19 protein-coding genes and 1 pseudogene are annotated in these 20,377 nt (G+C 64.7%); 10 read left to right on the top strand and 10 right to left on the bottom strand.

Going from position 1 to position 20,377, the window contains the following annotated elements; all coding sequences use genetic code 11:
• Nucleotides 1-5: 5 nt before the first annotated feature.
• Nucleotides 6-1,745 carry a gamma-glutamyltransferase gene (ggt, locus tag EJ078_RS11155; protein ID WP_127248465.1) on the top strand — a complete coding sequence of 580 codons (1,740 nt, stop codon included), beginning with the start codon at nucleotides 6-8 and terminating at the stop codon, nucleotides 1,743-1,745.
• Here ggt and EJ078_RS11150 read toward each other — a convergent pair whose 3' ends face one another.
• From EJ078_RS11150 to EJ078_RS11140, 3 genes are all read right to left on the bottom strand, one after another.
• Nucleotides 1,746-2,000: a hypothetical protein gene (locus tag EJ078_RS11150; RefSeq protein ID WP_170950361.1), complete on the bottom strand. Its 255-nt coding sequence runs from the start codon at nucleotides 1,998-2,000 to the stop codon at nucleotides 1,746-1,748.
• 212 nt (nucleotides 2,001-2,212) lie between these two features.
• Nucleotides 2,213-3,601 carry a sigma-54 dependent transcriptional regulator gene (locus tag EJ078_RS11145; RefSeq protein WP_067322825.1) on the bottom strand — a complete coding sequence of 463 codons (1,389 nt, stop codon included), beginning with the start codon at nucleotides 3,599-3,601 and terminating at the stop codon, nucleotides 2,213-2,215.
• Nucleotides 3,598-5,463 carry a sensor histidine kinase gene (locus EJ078_RS11140; protein ID WP_095826079.1) on the bottom strand — a complete coding sequence of 622 codons (1,866 nt, stop codon included), beginning with the start codon at nucleotides 5,461-5,463 and terminating at the stop codon, nucleotides 3,598-3,600. Before EJ078_RS11140 ends, EJ078_RS11145 begins: the two co-directional genes overlap by 4 nt.
• A 234-nt stretch (nucleotides 5,464-5,697) precedes the next feature.
• Between EJ078_RS11140 and EJ078_RS11135 the strand changes: the two genes are divergently transcribed.
• Together EJ078_RS11135 and EJ078_RS11130 are read left to right on the top strand one after the other, a co-directional pair.
• On the top strand, nucleotides 5,698-7,032 hold the full coding sequence (locus EJ078_RS11135; RefSeq protein ID WP_095826078.1) for a dicarboxylate/amino acid:cation symporter: 1,335 nt from the start codon (nucleotides 5,698-5,700) through the stop codon (nucleotides 7,030-7,032).
• Nucleotides 7,033-7,228: 196 nt separating this feature from the next.
• Nucleotides 7,229-7,810: a histidine phosphatase family protein gene (locus EJ078_RS11130; protein WP_127213807.1), complete on the top strand. Its 582-nt coding sequence runs from the start codon at nucleotides 7,229-7,231 to the stop codon at nucleotides 7,808-7,810.
• Between the two features lie 12 nt (nucleotides 7,811-7,822).
• Here the strand turns inward: EJ078_RS11130 and EJ078_RS11125 are convergent, their stop codons facing one another.
• The 3 genes from EJ078_RS11125 to EJ078_RS11115 form a co-directional block, all read right to left on the bottom strand.
• Nucleotides 7,823-8,587 carry a pseudouridine synthase gene (locus EJ078_RS11125; RefSeq protein ID WP_095799402.1) on the bottom strand — a complete coding sequence of 255 codons (765 nt, stop codon included), beginning with the start codon at nucleotides 8,585-8,587 and terminating at the stop codon, nucleotides 7,823-7,825.
• Nucleotides 8,588-8,841: 254 nt separating this feature from the next.
• Nucleotides 8,842-9,426, bottom strand: a complete 585-nt coding sequence (locus EJ078_RS11120) for a hypothetical protein (RefSeq protein WP_245307477.1) — start codon at nucleotides 9,424-9,426, stop codon at nucleotides 8,842-8,844.
• A gap of 9 nt (nucleotides 9,427-9,435) precedes the next feature.
• The gene (locus EJ078_RS11115; RefSeq protein WP_095777431.1) at nucleotides 9,436-9,876 is read right to left on the bottom strand and encodes a hypothetical protein; all 441 of its coding nucleotides are present in this window, start codon (nucleotides 9,874-9,876) and stop codon (nucleotides 9,436-9,438) included.
• Between the two features lie 356 nt (nucleotides 9,877-10,232).
• Between EJ078_RS11115 and EJ078_RS11110 the strand changes: the two genes are divergently transcribed.
• The 5 genes from EJ078_RS11110 to EJ078_RS11090 are packed head-to-tail and all read left to right on the top strand — an operon-like array spanning nucleotide 10,233 to nucleotide 15,876.
• On the top strand, nucleotides 10,233-11,486 hold the full coding sequence (locus EJ078_RS11110; RefSeq protein WP_127403629.1) for a sarcosine oxidase subunit beta family protein: 1,254 nt from the start codon (nucleotides 10,233-10,235) through the stop codon (nucleotides 11,484-11,486).
• Nucleotides 11,487-11,499: 13 nt separating this feature from the next.
• Complete coding sequence (locus EJ078_RS11105; RefSeq protein ID WP_067322843.1) at nucleotides 11,500-11,769, top strand: sarcosine oxidase subunit delta; 270 nt, start codon at nucleotides 11,500-11,502, stop codon at nucleotides 11,767-11,769.
• Complete coding sequence (locus EJ078_RS11100) at nucleotides 11,766-14,645, top strand: sarcosine oxidase subunit alpha family protein (RefSeq protein WP_208721510.1); 2,880 nt, start codon at nucleotides 11,766-11,768, stop codon at nucleotides 14,643-14,645. The genes EJ078_RS11105 and EJ078_RS11100 overlap by 4 nt, the downstream gene beginning before the upstream one ends.
• On the top strand, nucleotides 14,638-15,162 hold the full coding sequence (locus EJ078_RS11095; RefSeq protein WP_095826040.1) for a hypothetical protein: 525 nt from the start codon (nucleotides 14,638-14,640) through the stop codon (nucleotides 15,160-15,162). The genes EJ078_RS11100 and EJ078_RS11095 overlap by 8 nt, the downstream gene beginning before the upstream one ends.
• Nucleotides 15,163-15,213: 51 nt before the next feature.
• Entirely contained in the window at nucleotides 15,214-15,876 is a 663-nt protein-coding gene (locus EJ078_RS11090; protein WP_127403631.1) for a TetR/AcrR family transcriptional regulator, read from the top strand.
• Between the two features lie 50 nt (nucleotides 15,877-15,926).
• On the opposite strand, the pseudogene EJ078_RS11085 reads toward EJ078_RS11090, so the two are convergent.
• The 3 genes and pseudogenes from EJ078_RS11085 to EJ078_RS11075 all read right to left on the bottom strand — a co-directional run bounded on the left by EJ078_RS11085 (nucleotide 15,927) and on the right by EJ078_RS11075 (nucleotide 18,575).
• Nucleotides 15,927-16,826, bottom strand: a pseudogene (locus EJ078_RS11085) (dihydrodipicolinate synthase family protein).
• Nucleotides 16,827-17,127: 301 nt separating this feature from the next.
• Nucleotides 17,128-17,481, bottom strand: coding sequence for a Rieske (2Fe-2S) protein (locus EJ078_RS11080; RefSeq protein ID WP_066994002.1), 354 nt, complete (start codon nucleotides 17,479-17,481; stop codon nucleotides 17,128-17,130).
• Nucleotides 17,482-17,492: 11 nt separating this feature from the next.
• Nucleotides 17,493-18,575, bottom strand: a complete 1,083-nt coding sequence (locus EJ078_RS11075; RefSeq protein WP_095799496.1) for an amidohydrolase family protein — start codon at nucleotides 18,573-18,575, stop codon at nucleotides 17,493-17,495.
• Nucleotides 18,576-18,703: 128 nt separating this feature from the next.
• Here EJ078_RS11075 and EJ078_RS11070 point away from each other — a divergent pair, with 128 nt between their 5' ends.
• On the top strand, nucleotides 18,704-19,561 hold the full coding sequence (locus tag EJ078_RS11070) for a LysR family transcriptional regulator (RefSeq protein ID WP_127241171.1): 858 nt from the start codon (nucleotides 18,704-18,706) through the stop codon (nucleotides 19,559-19,561).
• Between the two features lie 88 nt (nucleotides 19,562-19,649).
• Here EJ078_RS11070 and EJ078_RS11065 read toward each other — a convergent pair whose 3' ends face one another.
• Nucleotides 19,650-20,072 carry a DAK2 domain-containing protein gene (locus EJ078_RS11065; RefSeq protein ID WP_346016362.1) on the bottom strand — a complete coding sequence of 141 codons (423 nt, stop codon included), beginning with the start codon at nucleotides 20,070-20,072 and terminating at the stop codon, nucleotides 19,650-19,652.
• Here EJ078_RS11065 and EJ078_RS30855 point away from each other — a divergent pair.
• Nucleotides 20,053-20,370, top strand: a complete 318-nt coding sequence (locus EJ078_RS30855) for a hypothetical protein (RefSeq protein ID WP_336619674.1) — start codon at nucleotides 20,053-20,055, stop codon at nucleotides 20,368-20,370. The two genes, EJ078_RS11065 and EJ078_RS30855, sit on opposite strands and share 20 nt — an antisense overlap.
• Nucleotides 20,371-20,377 lie beyond the last annotated feature (7 nt).

The raw sequence follows: 20,377 nt of genomic DNA, 5'->3' as shown, positions 1-20,377 counted from the left end.
CCACCATGCATCTCACCCGCCGGACGCTGATCGCCGTCAGCTTTGCGCTCACTGTTGCCTTCACACCATCGGCCGCCGTTTTTGCGGCTTCGCCGGCTCCCGCCAAGGGCGAGCACGGCATGGTGGTGACCGCCCAGCATCTCGCCACCGAAGTCGGCGTCGACGTGCTGAAGAAGGGCGGCAACGCCGTCGATGCGGCGGTCGCCGTCGGCTATGCGCTGGCCGTCGTCTATCCGAATGCGGGCAATATCGGCGGCGGCGGTTTCATGACCATCCGCTTGAAGGACGGCCGTTCGACCTTCATCGATTTCCGCGAGCGCGCGCCCCTTGCGGCGACCAAGACGATGTATCTCGATAAGGAGGGCAAGCCGATCAAAGGTGCCAGCCTCGACGGTTATCTCGCCGTCGGCGTGCCTGGTTCGGTGGCCGGCTTCGAGATGGCGCGCGAGAGATACGGGACCTTGTCCAGACAGGATCTCATGGCCCCGGCGATCGCCTATGCCAAGGACGGCTTCGTCCTCAACCAGGGCGACGCGGCCTCCTTCGCCGGCGGCGCCGACCGGCTGGCCAAGGATCCGGCAGCGGCCGCTATTTTTCTGAAAAAAGACGGGAAGCCCTATGGCATCGGCGAGAAGCTAGTTCAGTCGGACCTTGCGGCCTCGCTCTCGGCGATCTCCGAGAAAGGCCCCGATGCCTTCTACAAGGGGCCGATTGCCGACGCGATCGTCAAGGCGAGCGGCGCCAAGGGCGGCATCCTCGCCAAAGGCGATTTCGAGCAGTACGCGGTGCGCGAGCTGAAGCCGGTGACCTGTTCCTATCGCGGCTACGAGATCATCTCCTCGCCGCCGCCGAGTTCGGGCGGCGTCATCATCTGCGAAATCCTCAATGTGCTCGAAGGCTATCCGCTGTCCTATCTCGGAGCCGGCTCGGCTGAGACCGTCCACGTCATGGTCGAGGCCATGCGTCATGCCTATGTCGACCGCAATTCGGCGCTCGGCGATCCGGATTTCGTCGACAATCCGGTCTCGAAACTGCTCGACAAGGGCTATGCCAAGGACATCCGCGACAAGATCGATCCGTTCCGCGCCGGCGTCTCGAAGGACCTGATGCCCAAGGGTTTCGGCGAGTCGAAGGAAACCACCCATTATTCTATCATCGACAGGGATGGCAACGCGGTAGCCGTCACCTATACGCTCAATGGTTCCTTCGGCGCCGGCGTCGTCGCCGACGGCACCGGGATCCTGCTCAACAACGAAATGGACGATTTCACCCAGAAGCCCGGCGTGCCCAACCTCTACGGACTGGTCCAAGGCGAGGCCAACGCGATCCAGCCGAAGAAGACCCCGCTGTCCTCGATGAGCCCGACCGTCGTTGTGAAGGACGGCAAGCCGTTCATGGTCATCGGCAGCCCGGGTGGCTCGCGCATCATCACCATCACGCTGGAGGCAATCGTCAACGTCATCGACCACGGCATGAACATTCAGGAGGCGATCGACGCTCCGCGCATCCACCATCAATGGCTGCCCGACACCGTCTATGTCGAGCCTTTCGGGCTTTCTCCCGACACCGAAAGGCTGCTTGCCGGCATGGGCTATCATCTCGATCTCAGCGACCAGACCTGGGGCCAGGCGGCCGGCATCCTGGTCGGCGGCAAGAGCCTGGCGGAGATCGAGAAAGGCGGCGGCGCCCGCTACAACGGAGCCATCGACAGCCGCGCCGCTTCCGGCGAGGCGCTGGGCTACTGACTACACGACAAGGGTGATGGTTGAGGCAATCAGCAGCACCGCGGCAATGCCGACGAACAGCGCATAAATGCGCGGCCGGTCAATCAGCAGCGCGTTGCCCGAAATCCAGGCCGAAGTGGCGCCGCCCAACGCAAACAGGAAGCCGTTGCGGTGGCCGAAGGTCATCGACGCGGCCATCAGGCCGCCGATGATCAGCGCGCCGAACACGATGATGACGGCAACGGCATATTTCTCGAAATCATTGCCGCTGCCCATCGCCGGTCCCATGGCGTTGAGATTCGGCAGATCGTCGGGATCAAAGGGGCTGGCCGAGCCGTATTCGTCTTGACCGAGGGATTCGCGCATCATTCGTTCTCCGCTGAGCGGCAACAAACCATCAACGCTTGCCAAGTGCAACCGGCAAGGCCACCGCCATCATGCGTTCGCCAACCGGCTGGTGCCAACGTGCCACGGTTTCCTGGATAGCCTCAACGCCGGGGGCTTCGATCGGGTTCCACAAGCTTGATCTCTCTGGAAAAATCGCTGCGCACGATGCCGTGCCGCTGCAGCTTGTCGTAGAAGGTCTTGCGCGGAATGCCGAGCGCCTCGATCGTACGCCGGACATCGCCGCCATTGCGGCCAAGTGTCTCGCGGATGATCTCGGCCTCGTAGCGCTCCAGCCGTTCCGGCAAGGGCATCGAGACGTCCAAATCTGTCGGCTGAGCGGCGGGGCTGCTGCCGATCTCTTCCAGACCGAGCACGAAGCGCTCGGCAAAATGGGCGAGCTCGCGGACATTGCCGGGCCAGTCGTGTTCGCGCAGATGGCGCTGGACGGCGGCCGGCGCCGCGGGCACCTGGCGATGAAAGCGGGCAGCGGCGCGCTCGGCGAAATACCCGAACAGCAACGGCACGTCGTCCCGGCGCTCGCGCAATGGCGGGATCGAAAGCGTCACCACATTCAGCCGATAATAGAGGTCTTCGCGGAAATTGCCGCGCTGGCCGGGATCGCCGAGATCGATCTTGGCGGCGGCAACGACGCGCAGGTCGACCGGCCGGATTTCGTTGGTGCCGAGTGGCGTCACCTCGCGCATTTCGAGCACGCGCAGCATCTGCACCTGAGTGGAGGGCGGCATGCTTTCGATCTCATCGAGGAACAGCGTGCCGCCGCTCGAATGCTCGATGCGGCCGACGCGCTTCTTCTGCGCGCCCGTGAAGGCACCGGCCTCATGGCCAAACAATTCGCTTTCGATCACCGTCTCCGGCAACGTGCCGCAATTGAGCGCGACGAAATTGCCCTTGGCGCGGCGGCTCCAGCGATGCAGCAGGCTCGCCACCACCTCCTTGCCCGAGCCTGTCTCGCCGGTCACCAGCACATCGACATCGGTGTCGGCGATCTGTCTCAGCGTGCGGCGCAGCCGCTCCATAGCCGGTGTCTGGCCGATCAGCGGAAGGCCTTCCTGCGCCTGCTCGGCCGCTTCGCGCAAGGCGCGGTTCTCCATAACAAGACGGCGCTTTTCCGCGGCGCGCCATACACTTTGCGCCAGCCGGTCGGCCGCGAAGGGCTTGGTGATGAAGTCATAGGCGCCGTCCTTGATCGCCTTTACCGCCATGGCGATATCGCCGTGCCCGGTGACGAGGATGACGGGGATATCCGGGTCAAGGTCGACCACGAGGTCGAAAAGCTGCAGGCCGTCCATTTCGGGCATGCGGATGTCTGACACCAAGACGCCGGCAAAGCCGGCATCGAGGCCGGCGAGTGCCTCGCTTGCCGAGGAAAAGGCAGACACGGCAAAACCGGCAAGTTCGAGCGTCTGCTTCGTCGCCTTGAGCAGGTCACTATCGTCATCGATCAGGATGACCGGATTGCCGTCTGTCATCTCGGGCCAGCCTTCGAGAGATGGATGGTGAAGCGGGTGCCGGTCCCGCTGCTTGTCACCTCGATACGCCCGCCATAGTCGGCGACGATGTCCTTCGAGATGACGAGCCCGAGCCCCAAGCCCTTTTCCTTCGAGGTATTGAAAGGCGTGAACAGCGATTTCAGGATCGCCGGCGGAATCCCCGGTCCGTTATCGGACACGATCAGCGCGACGCCGTCGGCGGTTTCCGCGGCGGACACTTCGACCCGAGCACCGTCACGCCCCTCGAGCGCTTCCAACGCGTTCTGGAACAGGTTGATCAGCACCTGCTCCAACCGCAGCCGGTTCCCCATCACTTTCAGCGTCGCCGGCGGCAGCGTGATCGCCAGCGCGTCCAATCGGCCGGCAAAGCGGCTCCTGAGCAGCACCACTGCGCCTTCGATGACGCTGCGCAACTCGACCGGCTCGGCGGCGGTGCGACCCTTGCGGGCGAAAGCTTTCAGCTCCTCGGTGATGGAGCCGATGCGTTCGGTCAGCGCTGCGATGGCGCCGAGATTTTCCTCCGCCGGCGCCGTCTGCTTGCGTTCCAGGAAAACGCGCGCATTGTCGGCATAGGCGCGGATGGTCGCCACCGGCTGGTTGATCTCATGCGCGACGCCCGCGGCAACCTGGCCGAGCGTCGCCAGGCGGTTGGCCTGCACCAGCTCCTGCTGCATGACCTGCAGCTTGGCTTCGGTGCTGCGGTGGTCGGCGATCTCGGCCTGCAGCCGGTCGCGCGCGAGGCTGAGGTCCTGCGTGCGCTCGACGACGCGCCGTTCGAGTTCGGCGCGCGCTGCCTGCTCGGCAGCGATCCGCATCTGCGCGGACTGCCGGCGCCACAACAGATAAGCGGCCAAAGCGAGCAGCGGGACAAGGACGCCGAGGGCCAACAAACGCATTTCGCGCTGCGCCGCCGCGATCGGCGCTTCCGCCGGCACGAGATAGTCGAGGCGCCATGGCGTCGACGGCACGGCGGTGGATAGCCGCAGATACTCCGCGTCGCTGCCGCCGGGCGTGATGGCGTGCACCAGTGCGACATCGAGGCTCAGCGGTTGCGGTCTCGTGATGGGCAACGGCACCAGCGGAGCCTCGCCGAACTGCTGGCTGGCGCGGATGTCGGCCGCGACTGGAGCGGCCAGCGGCGCCGTCGTCATGAAGCGCCAGGAGGGCACGCTGGTGATCAGCACCACCCCATGCTCGTCGCTGACATAGGCCGGGCGGTTCGCCTCGTGCCAGTCGGCTTCGAGCTGGTCGAACTCCATCTTGACCACGACGACGCCGAGCGGGGCCGCCGCACTCCCGACACGGCGCGAAATGTAGAGGCCCGGGCGCTTGCTGACATTGCCGAGCGCGAAATACTCGGCCGTGCCGGATTGCATGGCGCCCGAGAAATAGGCGCGAAAACCGTAGTCATTGCCGACAAAGCTAACCGGCTCGCGCCAGTTGCTGGAAGCGATGGCCAGCCCGTCCGGGCCGGTGACGTAAAGCACCGAGGCCTTGGTGCCCGAAACCAGCCCTTCGAGCTTGCGGTTCAGCACGTCGATCGAGGCGGGGCTGCGCTCAGCGAGCGCGTCATGCACCTGCTGGTCTTCGGACAGAAGCAGCGGCAGCGCGCGCGGGTTTTCGAGCACCGCACGCAGCAGCGCCACCTTGAGATTGGCGTCGGTCCGCCCTTGCGCCGACAGCGCCTCGATCTCGGTCGAGCGTCCGTAGAGGCCGGCGCCATAGAGCGCTGCAAAGACGATGAGAAGCGCCACCGCCGCAAACAGCAGCCAGGCGCGCCGCGCCCGCCCGGCGAGCAGTTCGGGCGTCGAAGCGAGGGCAGCGGCGGGGCGTTGCAGCATCGCCCATTTGTGCATGATTTCGCACAAAGCACAATTCGAGCTATGCGGATCGCCGCACTGCGCTGTCGAATGGCAAAGCGCGTTGCGTCAGAAAACCAAACAAAATCAATGCTCGACGCCTCAAGGCGCAATCTGGCACGGCCGTTGCAAATGCATCCGCAGCAGCCGCGAGGCTGTGAAGGTCAACTGCCCCGGGAGGTCGAGCTTCTCGATCGGGGCCGAACGGAGGACATCATGCAGACGGCAATCGCTGCCGCGGAACCGCGCGGCAAAGTTCCCTTTTATCGGCATCTTTACGTGCAGGTCCTGGCGGCGATCGCCGCCGGCATCCTGCTCGGCCATTTCTATCCCGACATCGGCGCCTCGCTGAAGCCGCTCGGCGATGCCTTCATCAAGCTGGTCAAGATGGTGATCGCGCCAGTGATCTTCCTCACCGTCGCGACCGGCATCGCCGGCGTCTCCGACCTGCATAAGGTCGGCCGGGTCGCCGGCAAGGCGATGATCTATTTCCTCGTCTTCTCGACGCTGGCGCTCATCGTTGGCCTGATCGTGTCAAATGTCGTCCAGCCCGGCGCCGGCATGCACATCAATCCGGCGACGCTCGACGCCTCGAAGGTCTCGACCTTCACCGAGAAGGCGCATGACACGACGATCGTCGGCTTCCTGATGAACATCATCCCCGACACCATCACCGGCGCCTTCGCCCAGGGCGACATCCTGCAGGTGTTGTTCTTCTCGGTGCTGTTCGGCGTCGCTCTCGCTTTGGTCGGCGAGCGCGCTCGTCCGGTGGTCGACTTCCTGCAGGCGCTGACGGCGCCGATCTTCCGCCTCGTCGCCATCCTGATGAAGGCTGCGCCCATCGGCGCCTTCGGCGCCATGGCCTTCACCGTCGGCAAATACGGCATCGGGGCGATCGCCAATCTCGCCTTCCTGATCGGCACCTTTTACCTGACGTCGCTGCTCTTCGTGCTGATCGTGCTGGGAGCGGTGGCATGGTACAACGGCTTCTCCATCCTGGCGCTGATCCGCTACATCAAGGAAGAGCTGCTCCTGGTGCTCGGCACTTCCTCGTCGGAGGCAGCGCTTCCCGGCCTGATGGCCAAGATGGAGCGCGCCGGCTGCAACCGCTCGGTGGTCGGTCTCGTCATCCCGACCGGCTATTCGTTCAACCTCGACGGCACCAACATCTACATGACGCTGGCAGCGCTGTTCATCGCCCAGGCGACCGACACGCCGCTCACTTTCGGCGACCAGATCCTGCTGCTGCTCGTTGCCATGCTGAGCTCCAAGGGGGCCGCCGGCATCACCGGCGCGGGCTTCATCACCTTGGCAGCCACGCTTTCGGTCGTGCCTTCGGTGCCGGTTGCCGGCATGGCGCTGATCCTCGGCGTGGACCGCTTCATGTCGGAGTGTCGCGCGCTCACCAACTTCGTCGGCAATGCCGTCGCGACCATCGTCGTGGCGCGCTGGGAAGGCGAGCTCGACCAGAAGCAGTTCGCCGCCGCCATGGCCGGCCAGATGCCGGAGGAGGCAGACCTCGCGCTCTCAGGCGGCCTGCAGCCGGCCTGAGCGATCGAAACAATTCCCGGAAAATTGCCTCGGTGACTTCACCGTAGCCTTCGATCCGGAGTTGCACAGACAACGAGCGTCCACCCAAGCCGAAACAGGCCGTGGCTCCGCCGCGGCCTGTCCTTTTTGTCGGACGCCGCATAGGGTGGCGCGGGCCGGCATTCTTGCCGGTGCATCCAAGCGTGAGGGCCGGCGGATGAGCAGCGCGTTTCCCGAGATCTACCTTGTCCGCCATGGCGAGACGGAATGGAGCGCATCGGGAAAGCATACCGGCCGCACCGACATTCCGTTGACCGCGAAAGGCGAACAGGCCGCACGCGGCGTCGCCGACCGCCTCAAGGAGCAGACCTTCCAGGCGGTCTGGTCGAGCCCATCGCAGCGCGCCTTCGACACCTGCCGGCTGGCCGGCTTCGGCGAGCGCGCGCTCAAGAAGGCCGACCTGCAGGAATGGGATTATGGCGCCTATGAAGGCGTGACGACGAAGGAAATCCTTGCCGGACGTCCCGGCTGGCAGTTGTTTCGCGACGGCTGTCCGGGCGGCGAGACGGCAGCCGATGTCGGCGCAAGGGCCGATGCGATCGTGGCCGAAATCCGGACGGCGGCCGGCAATGTGCTCATCTTCTCGAGCTCGCATTTCCTGCGCGTGCTTGCGGCGCGCTGGATCAGCCTGCCGCCGGAAGGCGGCGAACATTTCGTCCTCGATACCGCGAGCCTCAGCATCCTCGGCTACGAGCACGACCTGACCGAACCGGTCATCCGCCGCTGGAACCAAAAGTAGTTCCGGCCCCTGTTAAGCGGCAAGCATCGCCAGCTCCACGGCCGTTAAATGCCGCGCCTTGCCCTTCGCGAGATCACCCAACTGCAGCCTCCCGATCGCCACCCGCACCAGCCTGAGCACCTCGATGTCGAAGGCGCCGAGCATGCGGCGGATCTGGCGGTTGCGGCCTTCGTCGAGCACGATCTCCAGCCAGGCCGTGCGCCCGCCGCTGCGCAAGAGCGCGATCGAGCTCGCCGTCAGCAATTCCCCGTCGACGACAGCGCCTTGGCGGAACCGCTCGAGCATCTTCTCGTCGGGCGCGGAAGCAATCTGCACATGATAGGTCTTGGCGACATGCGAGGCAGGATCGAGCAAGCCGTTCGCCCAGCGCGTGTCGTTGGTCATCAACAGCAGACCTTCGCTCGCTTTGTCGAGACGGCCGACCGGCGACACGAAGGGCAGGTCAAGATCAGCAAGGCAGTCATAGACCGTGCCGCGCCCGTCGGGGTCGTCGCGCGTGGTGACCAGCCCGCGCGGCTTGTTGAGCATCAGATACACTTTTCGTTCCGCGGCGACCTGTGCGCCATCGACTGCGATGCGGTCGCGATCCGGATCGACGCGCAGCGACGGATCGCGCGCCACCTTGCCGGCAACGCGCACGCGTCCTTCGGCGATCATCAGTTCGGCCTGCTTGCGCGAGCAGAATCCTAGCTTCGACAGCGCTCGGTTGAGGCTGACTTTTCCAGCGATCGGTCGTCGCGGGAATTCGGGAAGCTGTCGTAGGGGCTTGCGTGTCATCGGCCGACAGATGCCATGCCGGGCAACGCCGGCGCAACCTGGCCGCCGTGCTTGCACTTCTCGCATTGCCTTTCGCTCGCAGATCGGCCGCACCTTGATCCCGCGCCAGATCCCGGCCGGCCTGGTCGCCACGCTCGCTGGCGGTCCCGTGCTGATGTGGCTGCTCCGGTGACGAGAAGCGGTGCAGCCAGCGTTTCGGGTGGTGACGAGTACCTGACTTTGCTGAACCGGCAGCGTCGTCGACCGCAATCAAATCACGGTTCCGGCGGAGCGCTCAACCGCCGGTAAGGGACGCCGTCGAAGGTTGCCGTCACGAAGCTCTTCACCGACATCTTGCGCTTATGGCCGTCGCTGCAGGCATAGACCGGCCAGCCGGCCTCGCTGCATTCGCTGGCCGCGCAGAGGCGGGCAAGGCAGTTGCCGACAGTCAGCCGGAAGCCGCCTTTGCCGGCGAAGCCCTGCAGCAGGCTGCCATCGGCCGAGCGCCATGTCCGCTGGCGAAATTCCGGCCGCAGGGCCAAAGGTTCGAGAGGGGCGGCGAGATTGGCGGTGCCGGTACGCGCCATGAGCTGAAGACGGTACCGGGCCATCCCGGTCGTATATGCGGTTACGAGGTCGGACTCACCCGAATACGCGGACGCCAGATCGGAGCGGTCGAAGAGAGGAGCCGCTCGCTCGCCTGCTTCTGTTGGCCTCGCAAGGGCAACAAGGGCGACAAGGGCCAAACAAGCTCGCACCATTTTGATTTCCAGCAGCCATGCATCTCCGGCCTGCCAGCGCCCCCGGCTGCCTTCCACACCATCCCGCCAATTGCTGCGCGGTGCAAGCCGCTGCGCCAATAACCCGTGTCACCCATTGGGCGCCGGCGGCAGTTCGAACAGGGTGGCGCCATTCTCCTGTCCCCGCTCGACATAGCCGATGAGCCGAAACCATTTTGCGACGTCCGGTCCATCGAGCCAGCTGCGCGAGTGCACGGGCAGGTTGCCGGCGAGCGCCTGGATGTGGCGGATGTGACGCCTGCAGAAGCGAACGGTTGCCGCTCTGAAGAAGTCCTCCTGCGCGGCAAACAGCGTGTCGGCCGCGTCGCCATGCTCATGCCAGGCGATAAAGGCGACGGCCTGCTCGCCCTCGACCAGCGCATGGGCCCGGCCTTCCTTCAGGTTCATCATCAGATTGTCGTAGGCGGCCTTGCTGTCCTTGCCGGCCGCCAGGTACTCGTCCGACATTCGCTTGGACAGGCCGCGGAAAACATCCTCGAGATCTCCGACCGTCGCTGCGCGTGCTCTCATTTCTCCTCCTGACAGCCCGGCAGGGAGTTTGCCCCATGGGAGGAGGATCACCAAGCAAATGAAATCCGCCATGCGCCTGACACGCGCAAATGCATTTCACTTGGCTTAGATGGCCGATACCGCGCTCGTACGGCCCGCGGTCCCGATTGCCCAATGGACACAGGTGTCCATTCAAGCTAAGTTCGCCCCGCGCGAAGGTGGACGACTTTGTCGAACCGCGGCAGAACGGGATGGGTTATGGACTTTCGAGGACGGGGCGAGTTGATTGCGCCGGTTTGGTACGGCGCCGCCGATCTGGCGTCTCAGCGGTTCTTGGCACCCTTGCACTATCGCTCACGTGATGCGGGCCTGAGCGCATGACAAGGCACTATTCAGCGCTTTCGCTATTCAAGGAAGGCGTCGCCGGCCAGACGGGCTGGGAGAAGGCCTGGCGCTCGCCGGAGCCCAAACCGCGTTACGACGCCGTCATCGTCGGCGGTGGCGGCCACGGCCTCGCCACGGCTTACTATCTCGCAAAGAACCACGGCCTCACCAATGTGGCGGTGCTCGAGAAAGGCTGGATCGGCGGCGGCAACACCGGCCGCAACACAACCGTCGTCCGCTCAAATTACTTCTACCCGGAAAGCGCGGCGATCTACGGGCTGGCGCACGGTCTCTACAAGAGGCTGTCGAAGGATCTGAACTACAATGTGATGTTTTCCGCGCGCGGCATTCTCACCCTCGCGCATAGCGAAGCGGGAATGGAAACCGCTGCCCGGTCCGTCAACGCCATCCAGGTCAACGGCATCGATTGCGAATTGTTCTCGATCGAGGACGTCCGGCGGGTGGTGCCGATCTACAATTTCGGCCCGGATGCCCGCTACCCCGTCTATGGCGGCACCTGGCAGCCGAGCGGCGGCACGGCCCGTCATGACGCTGTCGCCTGGGGCTATGCGCGCGCCGCCAGCCGTCTCGGCGTCGACATCATTCAGAACTGCGAGATCAGCGACTTTATCATTGAGAACGGGCGCTGCCGTGGGGTCGTCACGTCGCGCGGCGCAATCCGGGCCGAGCGTACGGGGATGGCGGTGGCCGGCCACTCCTCGGTGCTGGCGGCGAAGGCGGGATTCCGGCTGCCGGTCAATTCCTATGCACTGCAGGCCTGCGTGTCCGAGCCGGTCAAGCCGATCATCGACACGGTGGTGATCTCGCCGGATACGGGCGTCTATGTCAGCCAATCGGACAAGGGCGAACTGGTGATCGGCGGCGCGCTCGACCGCATCCCGTCCTATGGCCAGCGCGGCAACTTGCCGGTGCTGGAAGGCGTGATCGCAGGCATGCTCGAAATGTTCCCGATCTTCGGCCAGCTGAAGATGATGCGGCAATGGGCAGGCATCGTCGACGTCGTCCCCGATTCCTCGCCCATCATCGGCGAATCGCCACTGCCCGGGCTTTTCCTCAATTGCGGCTGGGGCACGGGCGGCTTCAAGGCGATTCCCGCCGGCGGCACGCTGCTTGCCCATTTGCTTGCCACCGGCAGGCACCACGACATCAGCCGGCCTTTCGATCTCGACCGCTTCGCCCGCGGCCGGCTGATCGACGAGGCTGCCGGCTCCGGCATTGCCCATTGAAGGTGTAGAAAAGATGCAGCTCTTTCCCTGTCCGTTCTGCGGGCCGCGCGAAGAAAGCGAGTTTCACTATGGCGGCGAGGCCGGCAATTTGCGGCCCGACGGCGGGGACGTGACGGCCGAGCGCTGGGCCGGCTATCTCCATATGCGCAACAACCCGAAGGGGCCGACTCGCGAGATCTGGATGCACCTGACCTGCGGCGAGTGCTTTGCGATGAGCCGCGACAGCGTCAATCACAAGGTGTCGGGTTCCTCCGTGCTCGGCGACGCGGAGCATGGCGCATGAGCGCTTCGCGTCTTGCCAATGGCGGCTGCGACATCGATCGGGCCCGCCCGCTGAGCTTCACTTTCGACGGCACGCGCGTCGACGGCTTTGCCGGCGACACGATCGCGTCTGCCTTGCTGGCGAGCGGCCGGGCGATCGTCGGCCGCAGCTTCAAATATCATCGGCCGCGTGGCATCTGGGGATCCGGTGTGGAGGAGCCCAACGCGCTGGTCGATGTCGAGAGCGCCGGCGGCCGCGTGCCGAATGCGCGGGCAACGACCGTGCCGGCGCGGGACGGCCTCATGGTCAAGAGCGTCAACGCGTCGCCGACGGCGCTGGCCGACCGCAACGCGGTGCTGGACCGCCTTGCCCGTTTCCTGCCCGCCGCATTCTACTACAAGACCTTCATGTGGCCGGACTGGCACCTGTTCGAGCCGCGCATCCGCGCCATGGCCGGGCTTGGCGTCGTCGACCGCAATTGGAAGCCGCGTCCCGTCTCGGACCAGATCAACCACCATTGCGACGTCCTGGTGGTCGGCGCCGGACCGGCCGGCCTCGCCGCGGCTGCCGGCGCGGCGGCAGCCGGGCACTCGGTCGTGCTGGTCGACGAGCGGACGCATCCCGGCGGGTCGCTGCGCCACCGTGCAGGCGAAATCGACGGTGTCAAGGGTGCGGCATGGATCGATGCCACGGTGGCCCGGCTGAAGAGCAGTGGGCATCTCGTGCTCAGCGATACGACCGCCTTCGGCCTCTATGATCACAATCTGGTCGCGCTCAACCAGATTCACCGCGACGGCCGACCCGACACGCTGTGGCGCGTGCGCCCGCGCCGCATCGTGCTGGCGACGGGCGCGATCGAGCGGCCGGTCCCGTTCGCCAACAACGACCTTCCGGGCATACTCTCCGCTGACGCGGCGTTGAGCTACCTGCGCAGGCATGGCGTCCTTGTCGGCCGGCAGATCGTGGTCGCAACCAACAATGACAGCGCCTACGAGCCGGCCTCGGCGCTGGCTGCGGCCGGCGCTTCGGTGACGGTGGTTGATTGCCGGCGTGAGGGTGGCGTACAGGCGAGGAGCGATATTCGGGTCCTCGCCGGACGCGCCATTGCAGCGGCGCGCGGCCGCAACGCCGTTCAGAGTGTTCTGCTCGACGACGGTACTGCCCTTGCGGCCGATTGCCTGCTCGTCTCGGGCGGCTGGACACCCACCGTGCATCTGTTCTCGCAGGCAAAAGGCAAGCTCGCCTGGAGCGATCAACTGTCGGCTTTCATTCCCGCAGAAGCGATCGAGGGGATCGGCGTAGCCGGCGCCGTCGCCGGCACGGTCTCGCTTTCCGAAACCTTGGCCAGCGGCCTGGCGGCCCTCGGCGGGTTCGGCTCGGCGCCGCCGGCACCTCGCAGCACTGGCGAGGAAAGAACGCTTGGCGTCGTCAGCCTGTGGCCGAAGCCCAAAGCCAAGGGCCGCGTCTGGATCGACTACCAGAGCGACGTCACCGCCAAGGACGTCGAACTGGCGGCGCGGGAGAATTTTGTCTCCGTCGAGCACCTGAAGCGCCATACGACCCTTGGCATGGCGACCGACCAGGGCAAGACGTCGAACCTGAACGGTCTGGCGCTGCTGGCCGCGGCTACCGGCCGCGCCATCTCGGATGTCGGCATCACCACCTACCGGCCGCCTTTCACGCCTGTGCCGTTCGCCAGCCTGGCGGGAGCGCGTCGGGGCAGCATGCACGCCCCGGTCCGTCGCCTACCGCTGGAGGCAAACCATCGCGCAGCAGGCGGAGTGTTCCAGGAATATGGCGGCTGGCTGAGGCCGGCCTATTACGGAAGCGGCGAAGCCGGAGCCACGATCCAGGAGGATGCGCGGCGCGCCCGGCAGTCCGTTGCGCTCTTCGACGGCTCGACGCTCGGCAAGATCGAGGTGATCGGTCCACGCGCGGCCGAATTCGTCGACTTCATCTATTACAACACCATGTCGACCCTCAAACCCGGCCATTGCCGCTACGGTTTCATGCTGTCGGAAAATGGCGTCGTCTTCGATGACGGCGTCCTGGTTCGTCTCGACGAGCACCGCTTCATCGTCTCCTGCTCGTCGTCGCATGTCGCCGCTGTCCACGCGCGTCTCGAAGAATGGCGGCAGGATCGTTTCGGCCGCGATGCGGTCTATATCCACAACGCCACCGCGCAATACGCCACCTTGACCATTTCGGGTCCGAAAGCGCGCGGGCTGATAGAGGCGCTCGATCTGGGTGCCGCGCTGGACGATGCCAGCCTGCCGCACATGGCGGTTACCGCCGGCCGCTTTGCCGGCGACGAGGTGCGCATTGCCCGGGTCTCCTTCACCGGCGACCGAAGCTACGAAATCTCCATCCGCGCCGACCGGGCCGAGGCGCTCTGGGCAAGAATGCAGCAGGAAGGCCGCGCGTTCGACGCCGTGCTGCTCGGGCTTGAATCCCTGATGATCCTGCGCGCCGAGAAGGGCTTCATCGTCATCGGCAAGGACACCGACGGCAACGTCATGCCGCACGACCTCGGCGTCGCGGGACCGCGGACCAAGCGTACAGGTGAGTTCGTCGGCCGGCGCTCGCTTTTCACCGAAGCGGCGTGCCGAACCGATCGCAATCAGCTTGTCGGCCTGGCTGTCGGCGAAGGCGAGGCGCCGCTGGCGACCGGCGCGCATGGTGTGGAGAAAAGCGGCGACCGGCTCCGGAGCATCGGCTTCGTCACCTCCAGCTATCAAAGCCCGACCCTGGGCCGCCCCGTCGCCCTGGCGCTCATCGAACGGGGTGCCGCACGGCATGGCCAAACGATCGACGTTCAGCACCTCGGCGTCCTGCGCCAGGCCACCATCGTCGCGCCCTGCGCCTTCGATCCGGAAGGGAGCCGCCTGCATGCGTAACCTTGCCGAAAAATGGCCCCCAGCGCCCGACTGGACCACCGCGGTCCTGAACACGGACGGGATTAGCGTGCGCACATTGGACGGGCTGAAGCAGCTTCTGGTCAGCGGCGACCTGACGGCTTGGGCGCAGGCTTCGGGTCTCGCGGGGGAAGGAGTCGGAGCCGGCGCGGTTGCCAACGGCGACAAATACATGGTGCGCATCGCGCGCGATCGTATTCTCGCCGTGAGCGGACGGCCATTACCCGTCGCGGCCGGCTGGCACGCGGCCGGTTTCGCGGTCACGGTCATGGATGCCGGGCTGCATGTATTCGAGATCGAAGGGCCGGGATTGGCCGGTCTGGTCGCCAGGGGCACGGCGCTCGATCCGAGGCAGGCAAGTCTCTCGGCTTCGATCCTTTTTGCCGGCTCCGGCGTTCTCTTCTACCGGTTCGGCAACCCCGATCGGGCGCGTGTGCACGTCGACCGGAGCATTGCCCCGTATCTTTGGGAGTGGCTCGAACAGGTGCAAGTATTGTAGCGGGGCGGTTTCAGGTCTATCTAGCCGGCATTCAAACCTGGCCGGCCCGACATGCCTTCCGATTCCAGTGCAGATGCAGTCGTGCGACGGTCCGGTCTGATCGGCAACACCAAGGTGACGCGCGAGGACTGGATGAAGCTCGCGCTGGAGACGTTGATCTCCGAAGGCGTGGAGGCGGTGCGCGTCCTCGCGCTCGGGCAGAAGCTGAACGTCTCCCGTTCCAGTTTCTACTGGTACTTCAAGAGCCGTCAGGACCTGCTCGATCAGCTTCTCGACTGTTGGCGCAACAACAACACCCGTTTCATCCTCGAGCAGGCCGGCCGGCCCGCCGCGTCGATAACTGAGGCCGTGCTCAATGTCTTCGAGTGCTGGCTGGATGGGAGGCTGTTCAATCCGCGCTTGGACTTCGCCGTGCGTGCCTGGTCGCGCCAGTCCGCCAAGGTCCATCGTATCGTGAACGAGGAAGACGATGCGCGGGTCGATGCCATCCGGGCGATGTTTTTGCGGCACGGTTACGCAGACACCGAAGCCTTCGTGCGGGCGCGCGTGCTGTACTTCACGCAGATCGGCTATTACTCGCTCGAGATCGTCGAGCCGGTGAGCAACCGTCTGTCTCTGACGCCGGCCTACCTGCTCACGCACACCGGCAAGCAACCTCGCCAGGGCGAGGTGGAGGCCTTCGCCGAAAAGGTGCGGGTGCGAACCGGCAGTTGACCATGGCCGACTGCTCGGCGGTCCGCAGCGCCGTCACCTGCAAACGTTTCTCAAACACGTTTCAGCGCTGTGAGATCGGAAATCGTCTTCCTGATCACCGCTTCCACCTTCGACCGTTCCTCGCCGCCGATCGGCAGGCGCGGCTTTCGAACGTGTTCCGGAGCGCCGTACACCAGATGCTCGGCGAATTTGATGTACTGCACCAGCTTGACGTCCGTATCGAGATGAAATGCCGGCGTCATCAGCCGATAGAGCGGAAGCGCTACCGCATAATCGCCGCCGCGGGCGGCGTTGAACAGCGATACGCACTCGGCCGGCCATGCATTGGTCATGCCCGAAACCCAGCCGGCGACACCGAGCGTCAGGCTTTCAAGGATAAGATCGTCGACGCCGCAAAAGATGTCGAAACGGTCGCCGAAGGCGTTGAACAGGTCGGTTACCCTGCGGATATCGCCGGTCTCTTCCTTGATGGCGACGATGCCAGGAACATCGACCAGCGCCTTCAGCGTCTCGACGTCGACGTCGACCTTGTAGGCGAGCGGATTGTTGTAGATCATCACCGGCAGGTCGCTGGCCTCGGCCACGGTCTTGTACCATGCCACCGTCTCATGGCGGTCGGTGCGATAGGCGAGACTGGGGAAGGTCATCAGCCCCTCGGCTCCAAGCTTCTGGTAGTTGCGAGCCGCCGCGGCCGCGTCGTCGGTGGATCATTCCGCAAGACCGGAGAGCAGCGGCACCCGTCCCGCCACGACTTCCCTGGCCGCTGAAACCACGGCATCGCGCTCGGCCTGTGTCAGCGTGGCATTCTCGCCAAGCATGGGCAGGACGATCACGCCTGACACGCCGTTCTGAACAAGCCGCTCGATGCTGGCTTGCGTGGCTTTCAGGTCGACTGCGCCGGAAGCCTGCATCTTGGTCGTCACTGCTGGAAACACGCCGCTCCAGGTCATGGAATGCTCCTTGGTTGGGGTGTGGCCGGCGGAGGCGTCATAGAAGGGACGCATGCCGTATCGCCGGTCGGCACCAGCTTCCCATTTCTAACGCCACATGTTGACCTGCCAAGCCGCAAATGCGTCTTCGCCATAGCGCCAGCGGTTTGTCGCGAAGAAACCGGCGCCGATCCGTCAGCGGCCTATTGCAGCGGATGCCGATGCGATCGGCGCCAGCAGCAGCATGCCAAAAGCCGGGCGCATAAGACGGCTGCTTCGGGTAACGGCGCCCAACCGGTCGCCAAGGCGCGCGCCGCTCCGATCAGGCCGTCACGTAAATGCTCCCGGCCTCGACGGTGACTGGGAACGTCCGCGCGCGAACGGACGGGTTGACCAGGGCCGCACCCGTCTGGATGTCGAACTCCCACCCATGCCAGGCGCAGCGAACGATTTCGTTCTCGCGGTGGTAGATGAATTCGGGTCCCTCGACGGGAGCGGTCGTTCCGCATTGCGGCCCTTCGCAAAGCGGAGCGCCTCGGTGAGGACAAACATTCAGCAGCGCATGGAAACTATCGCCGATCCGGAACACGCCGATCGACAGGCTGCGCACCTTGGCGATGAATGGCGTCCCGACCTGGATCTCGTCGGCGCGACAAATATACGTCTTCTCGGCCATTTGGGTCCTCGTCACGCTGCCGCGGCGGCTTGCGGGCGGGGGATCCGCTTGTAGACATCGAGCGCATTCTGGCCGAGCACCTTGCCGCGCCATTCCGGCGGGATGTGCAGCGTGTTGACGTCATCGTAATCCCAATGCGGGTAGTCGGACGCAAACAGCAGCGTGTTCTCCCCGTCCATCGCTTCCAGGAGCGCCCAGAGGTGTTTGACGTTCGACGGTTGCTCCAACGGCTGCGTGGAGAAGCGTATGTTGCGTCGACAATATTCCGACGGCAGCATCTTCAGCCATGGCGTCTCCTTGCGCAGGGCTTTGTAGTCGGCGTCAAGTCGCCAGAGCACCGACGGCACCCAGGCGATGCCGCACTCGATGACGACAAAGTAAAGATCCGGCCATTTTTCGAACACACCATGCGCGATCATGCTCGCGACATGCGACATGGCCGACATGTGCAGGATCGCATGGGTCTCCCAGAAGAAAGTCGTGGGCGCGGGCGCGACGGCATTCCAGTTGATGCCGCCATGCCCGCCAAGATGTATGGCGAACGGCAAGCCGACCTCGGCACAGGCCTCGAAGATCGGGTGATAGAACGGATCGCCATACGGCCGCACCGAGCCTTGGGAGGCCAGAACTTGCGCCATCCGGGGATGCGCGCCGAGCCGCCGGATCTCCGCCGCCGCAAGGCGTGGGTCCTGCGGCGCGATGACGATGGAGCCCATCAAGCGGCTGTCTTTCGGCAGCCATTCATTGATCTGATAGTCGTTATAGGCGCTTACCAGCGCGCTGGCGTAATAGGGATTTGCCAGCGTCGAAGCCTCGATCGGCTCGTCGCCAGTCAGGATTGCCACTCCGATATTGTATTTATCGAGGTGCTTCTCCTTCATGATCAGGTAATTGTCCGCCTCGACCTTCGGCCGCACGTCCTTCCGGGAGAAATCCTGCGGATGAAACCAGGGGCGATGGCCGTGCGGAAAGGCGCCGACGGGGCCGGTCTTCTCGCCTTCGATGAACATGTCTTTCCAGACGCCGGACAGGTAGGGCTCCAGCACCGTCGCGCTGGACCAGTAATTGTGGCAATCGCAATCGACTATGAACACTTGTCCCTCTAAATGATGCGGGCGCTCTGGAGGCCCCTGGGTTGCTTGCATCGAACTTCTGCCTTGTCAGTGTTTGGATCAAGCGTATGATCGGGCGGATACGATCGTAAAAATCGATTGGCTGGCCCATGCAGCTGGAACAGGTCGAAACCTTTCTGGACATCATCGAATCGCGGAACTTCAACCGGTCGGCGGAGCGCCTCGGACTGACGCAATCGACGGTCAGCACCCGTATCAAGAACCTGGAAACCGCCGTTGGATCCGAGCTCTTCCACCGCGGCCGCGCCGGTGCCGAGCCGACGGCGGCAGGGCGGCGGTTTGAGGCCTATGCGCGGTCGATGCTGTCGACCTGGTCCCAGGCGCGTCACGATGTGCGCGCCTTCAACAGGTTCGAGGGCAGCCTACGGGTCGCTGCCCAGGTCGGGATGACCCGCTCGATCCTGCCTGGTTGGCTGGAAATGCTGCTGCAAGTCTTGCCCCGGTCCTCGATCCACGTCGAATCCGATTATTCGCCGCAGATGATATCGGATCTGAGCCTGGGAAACCTTGATATTGCCGTTGTTTACGCTCCGCGCTACCTGCCCGAGATCACATATGACCAGCTCATGGTCGAAGAATATGTGATGGTCTCGACCACGGCGCGCAGGCTTTGCGATGTAAGCCCCGACAGTTACATCCGGCCGGGTTACACGGTGGCGCTCGAGAAGGCTCATGCCGAGGCGCTGCCAAACCTGACTGCGTGCCGGCTTTCGATGGGCTCCGAGACGCTTGCGGACAATATGCTGCGGCGGGCCGGCGGCACATGCTACATGCGCGCCGAGGATGCGCGACGCTTCGCCGCCGAGCGCCCCTCCCACATCGTGGAAGAAGCTCCAACTCTGCATCAGCCCGTCTACACGGCGGTCCTCGCCCGACGCCGACATGAGCCGATCATTAAGAAAGGCGTCCGCGCGCTTCACCTTGCCGTCATGTCGCTGGAGAGTTGATCGATACAATCGATCGTAAACGGCTGAAGCGCCTCCTGTATCGAATGCAGGCCTGCTGGCAAGTGCTGATTGCATGGCGGCACACCGCCTAAGCGATCTTTATCGCCCTGCAGATTTCTTCGACCAGCATTGCGGCCGAGACCGAGCCGGGGTCCGCATTGCCGAGCGAGCGCTCGCCGAGACGCGCGGCACGACCGACGGTTGCGATCATGTCGCGCGTCGCTTCCGCGCCCCGGCGGGCAGCGGCGGCTATGGCATCGGCGTTGCGGCCATTGACTGCCGCGTCGGCGGCCGTCCCCCAGGCGTCGAGCATTGTCCTCTGGCCGAGTTCCGCCTTGCCACGCTGGGCGATGCCGTCGCGCATCGCCGCAATGATGGTACGCAACTCGCCGGTCGGCATCGATGCGCGCGGACCCGCGGCCTTGCCGGCGCGCAAAAGCGCGGTTGCGTAGAGCGGTCCGGAGGAGGCGCCGACTGCGTTGAGAAAGCCTTTGGCCGCGGTATTGAATATAATCCCGCAGCGTGCCTTCGGCGGCTTGCGCCGCTTCGGCCGCGGCTTTCATGCCTTGTTCCATGGCGACGCCGTGGTCGGCGTCCCCGATCACTCCGTCGAGCGCGCAGAGCCTGTCGCGTTCCGTCGCCATCCGCTCGGAGAAAGTGCCGAAAAGGGCTTTCAAATCCCCGGACGTGAAGTCCATCTCGCTCAGCTCCGGAACATGGCGCAGTCGCACGGATGGTCGATCATGCGTTGCAATTCGTCATCGAGATGCATGACGGTGATCGAGGCGCCGGCCATGTCGCGGTTGTGACGACGTG

It is taken from the genome of Mesorhizobium sp. M1A.F.Ca.IN.022.06.1.1 (assembly GCF_003952605.1).
In the GTDB taxonomy this organism is placed as follows: Bacteria; Pseudomonadota; Alphaproteobacteria; order Rhizobiales; family Rhizobiaceae; genus Mesorhizobium.
Note: the sequence above shows the minus strand (reverse complement) of the source record. Positions and strands in the feature narration are given on the sequence as shown.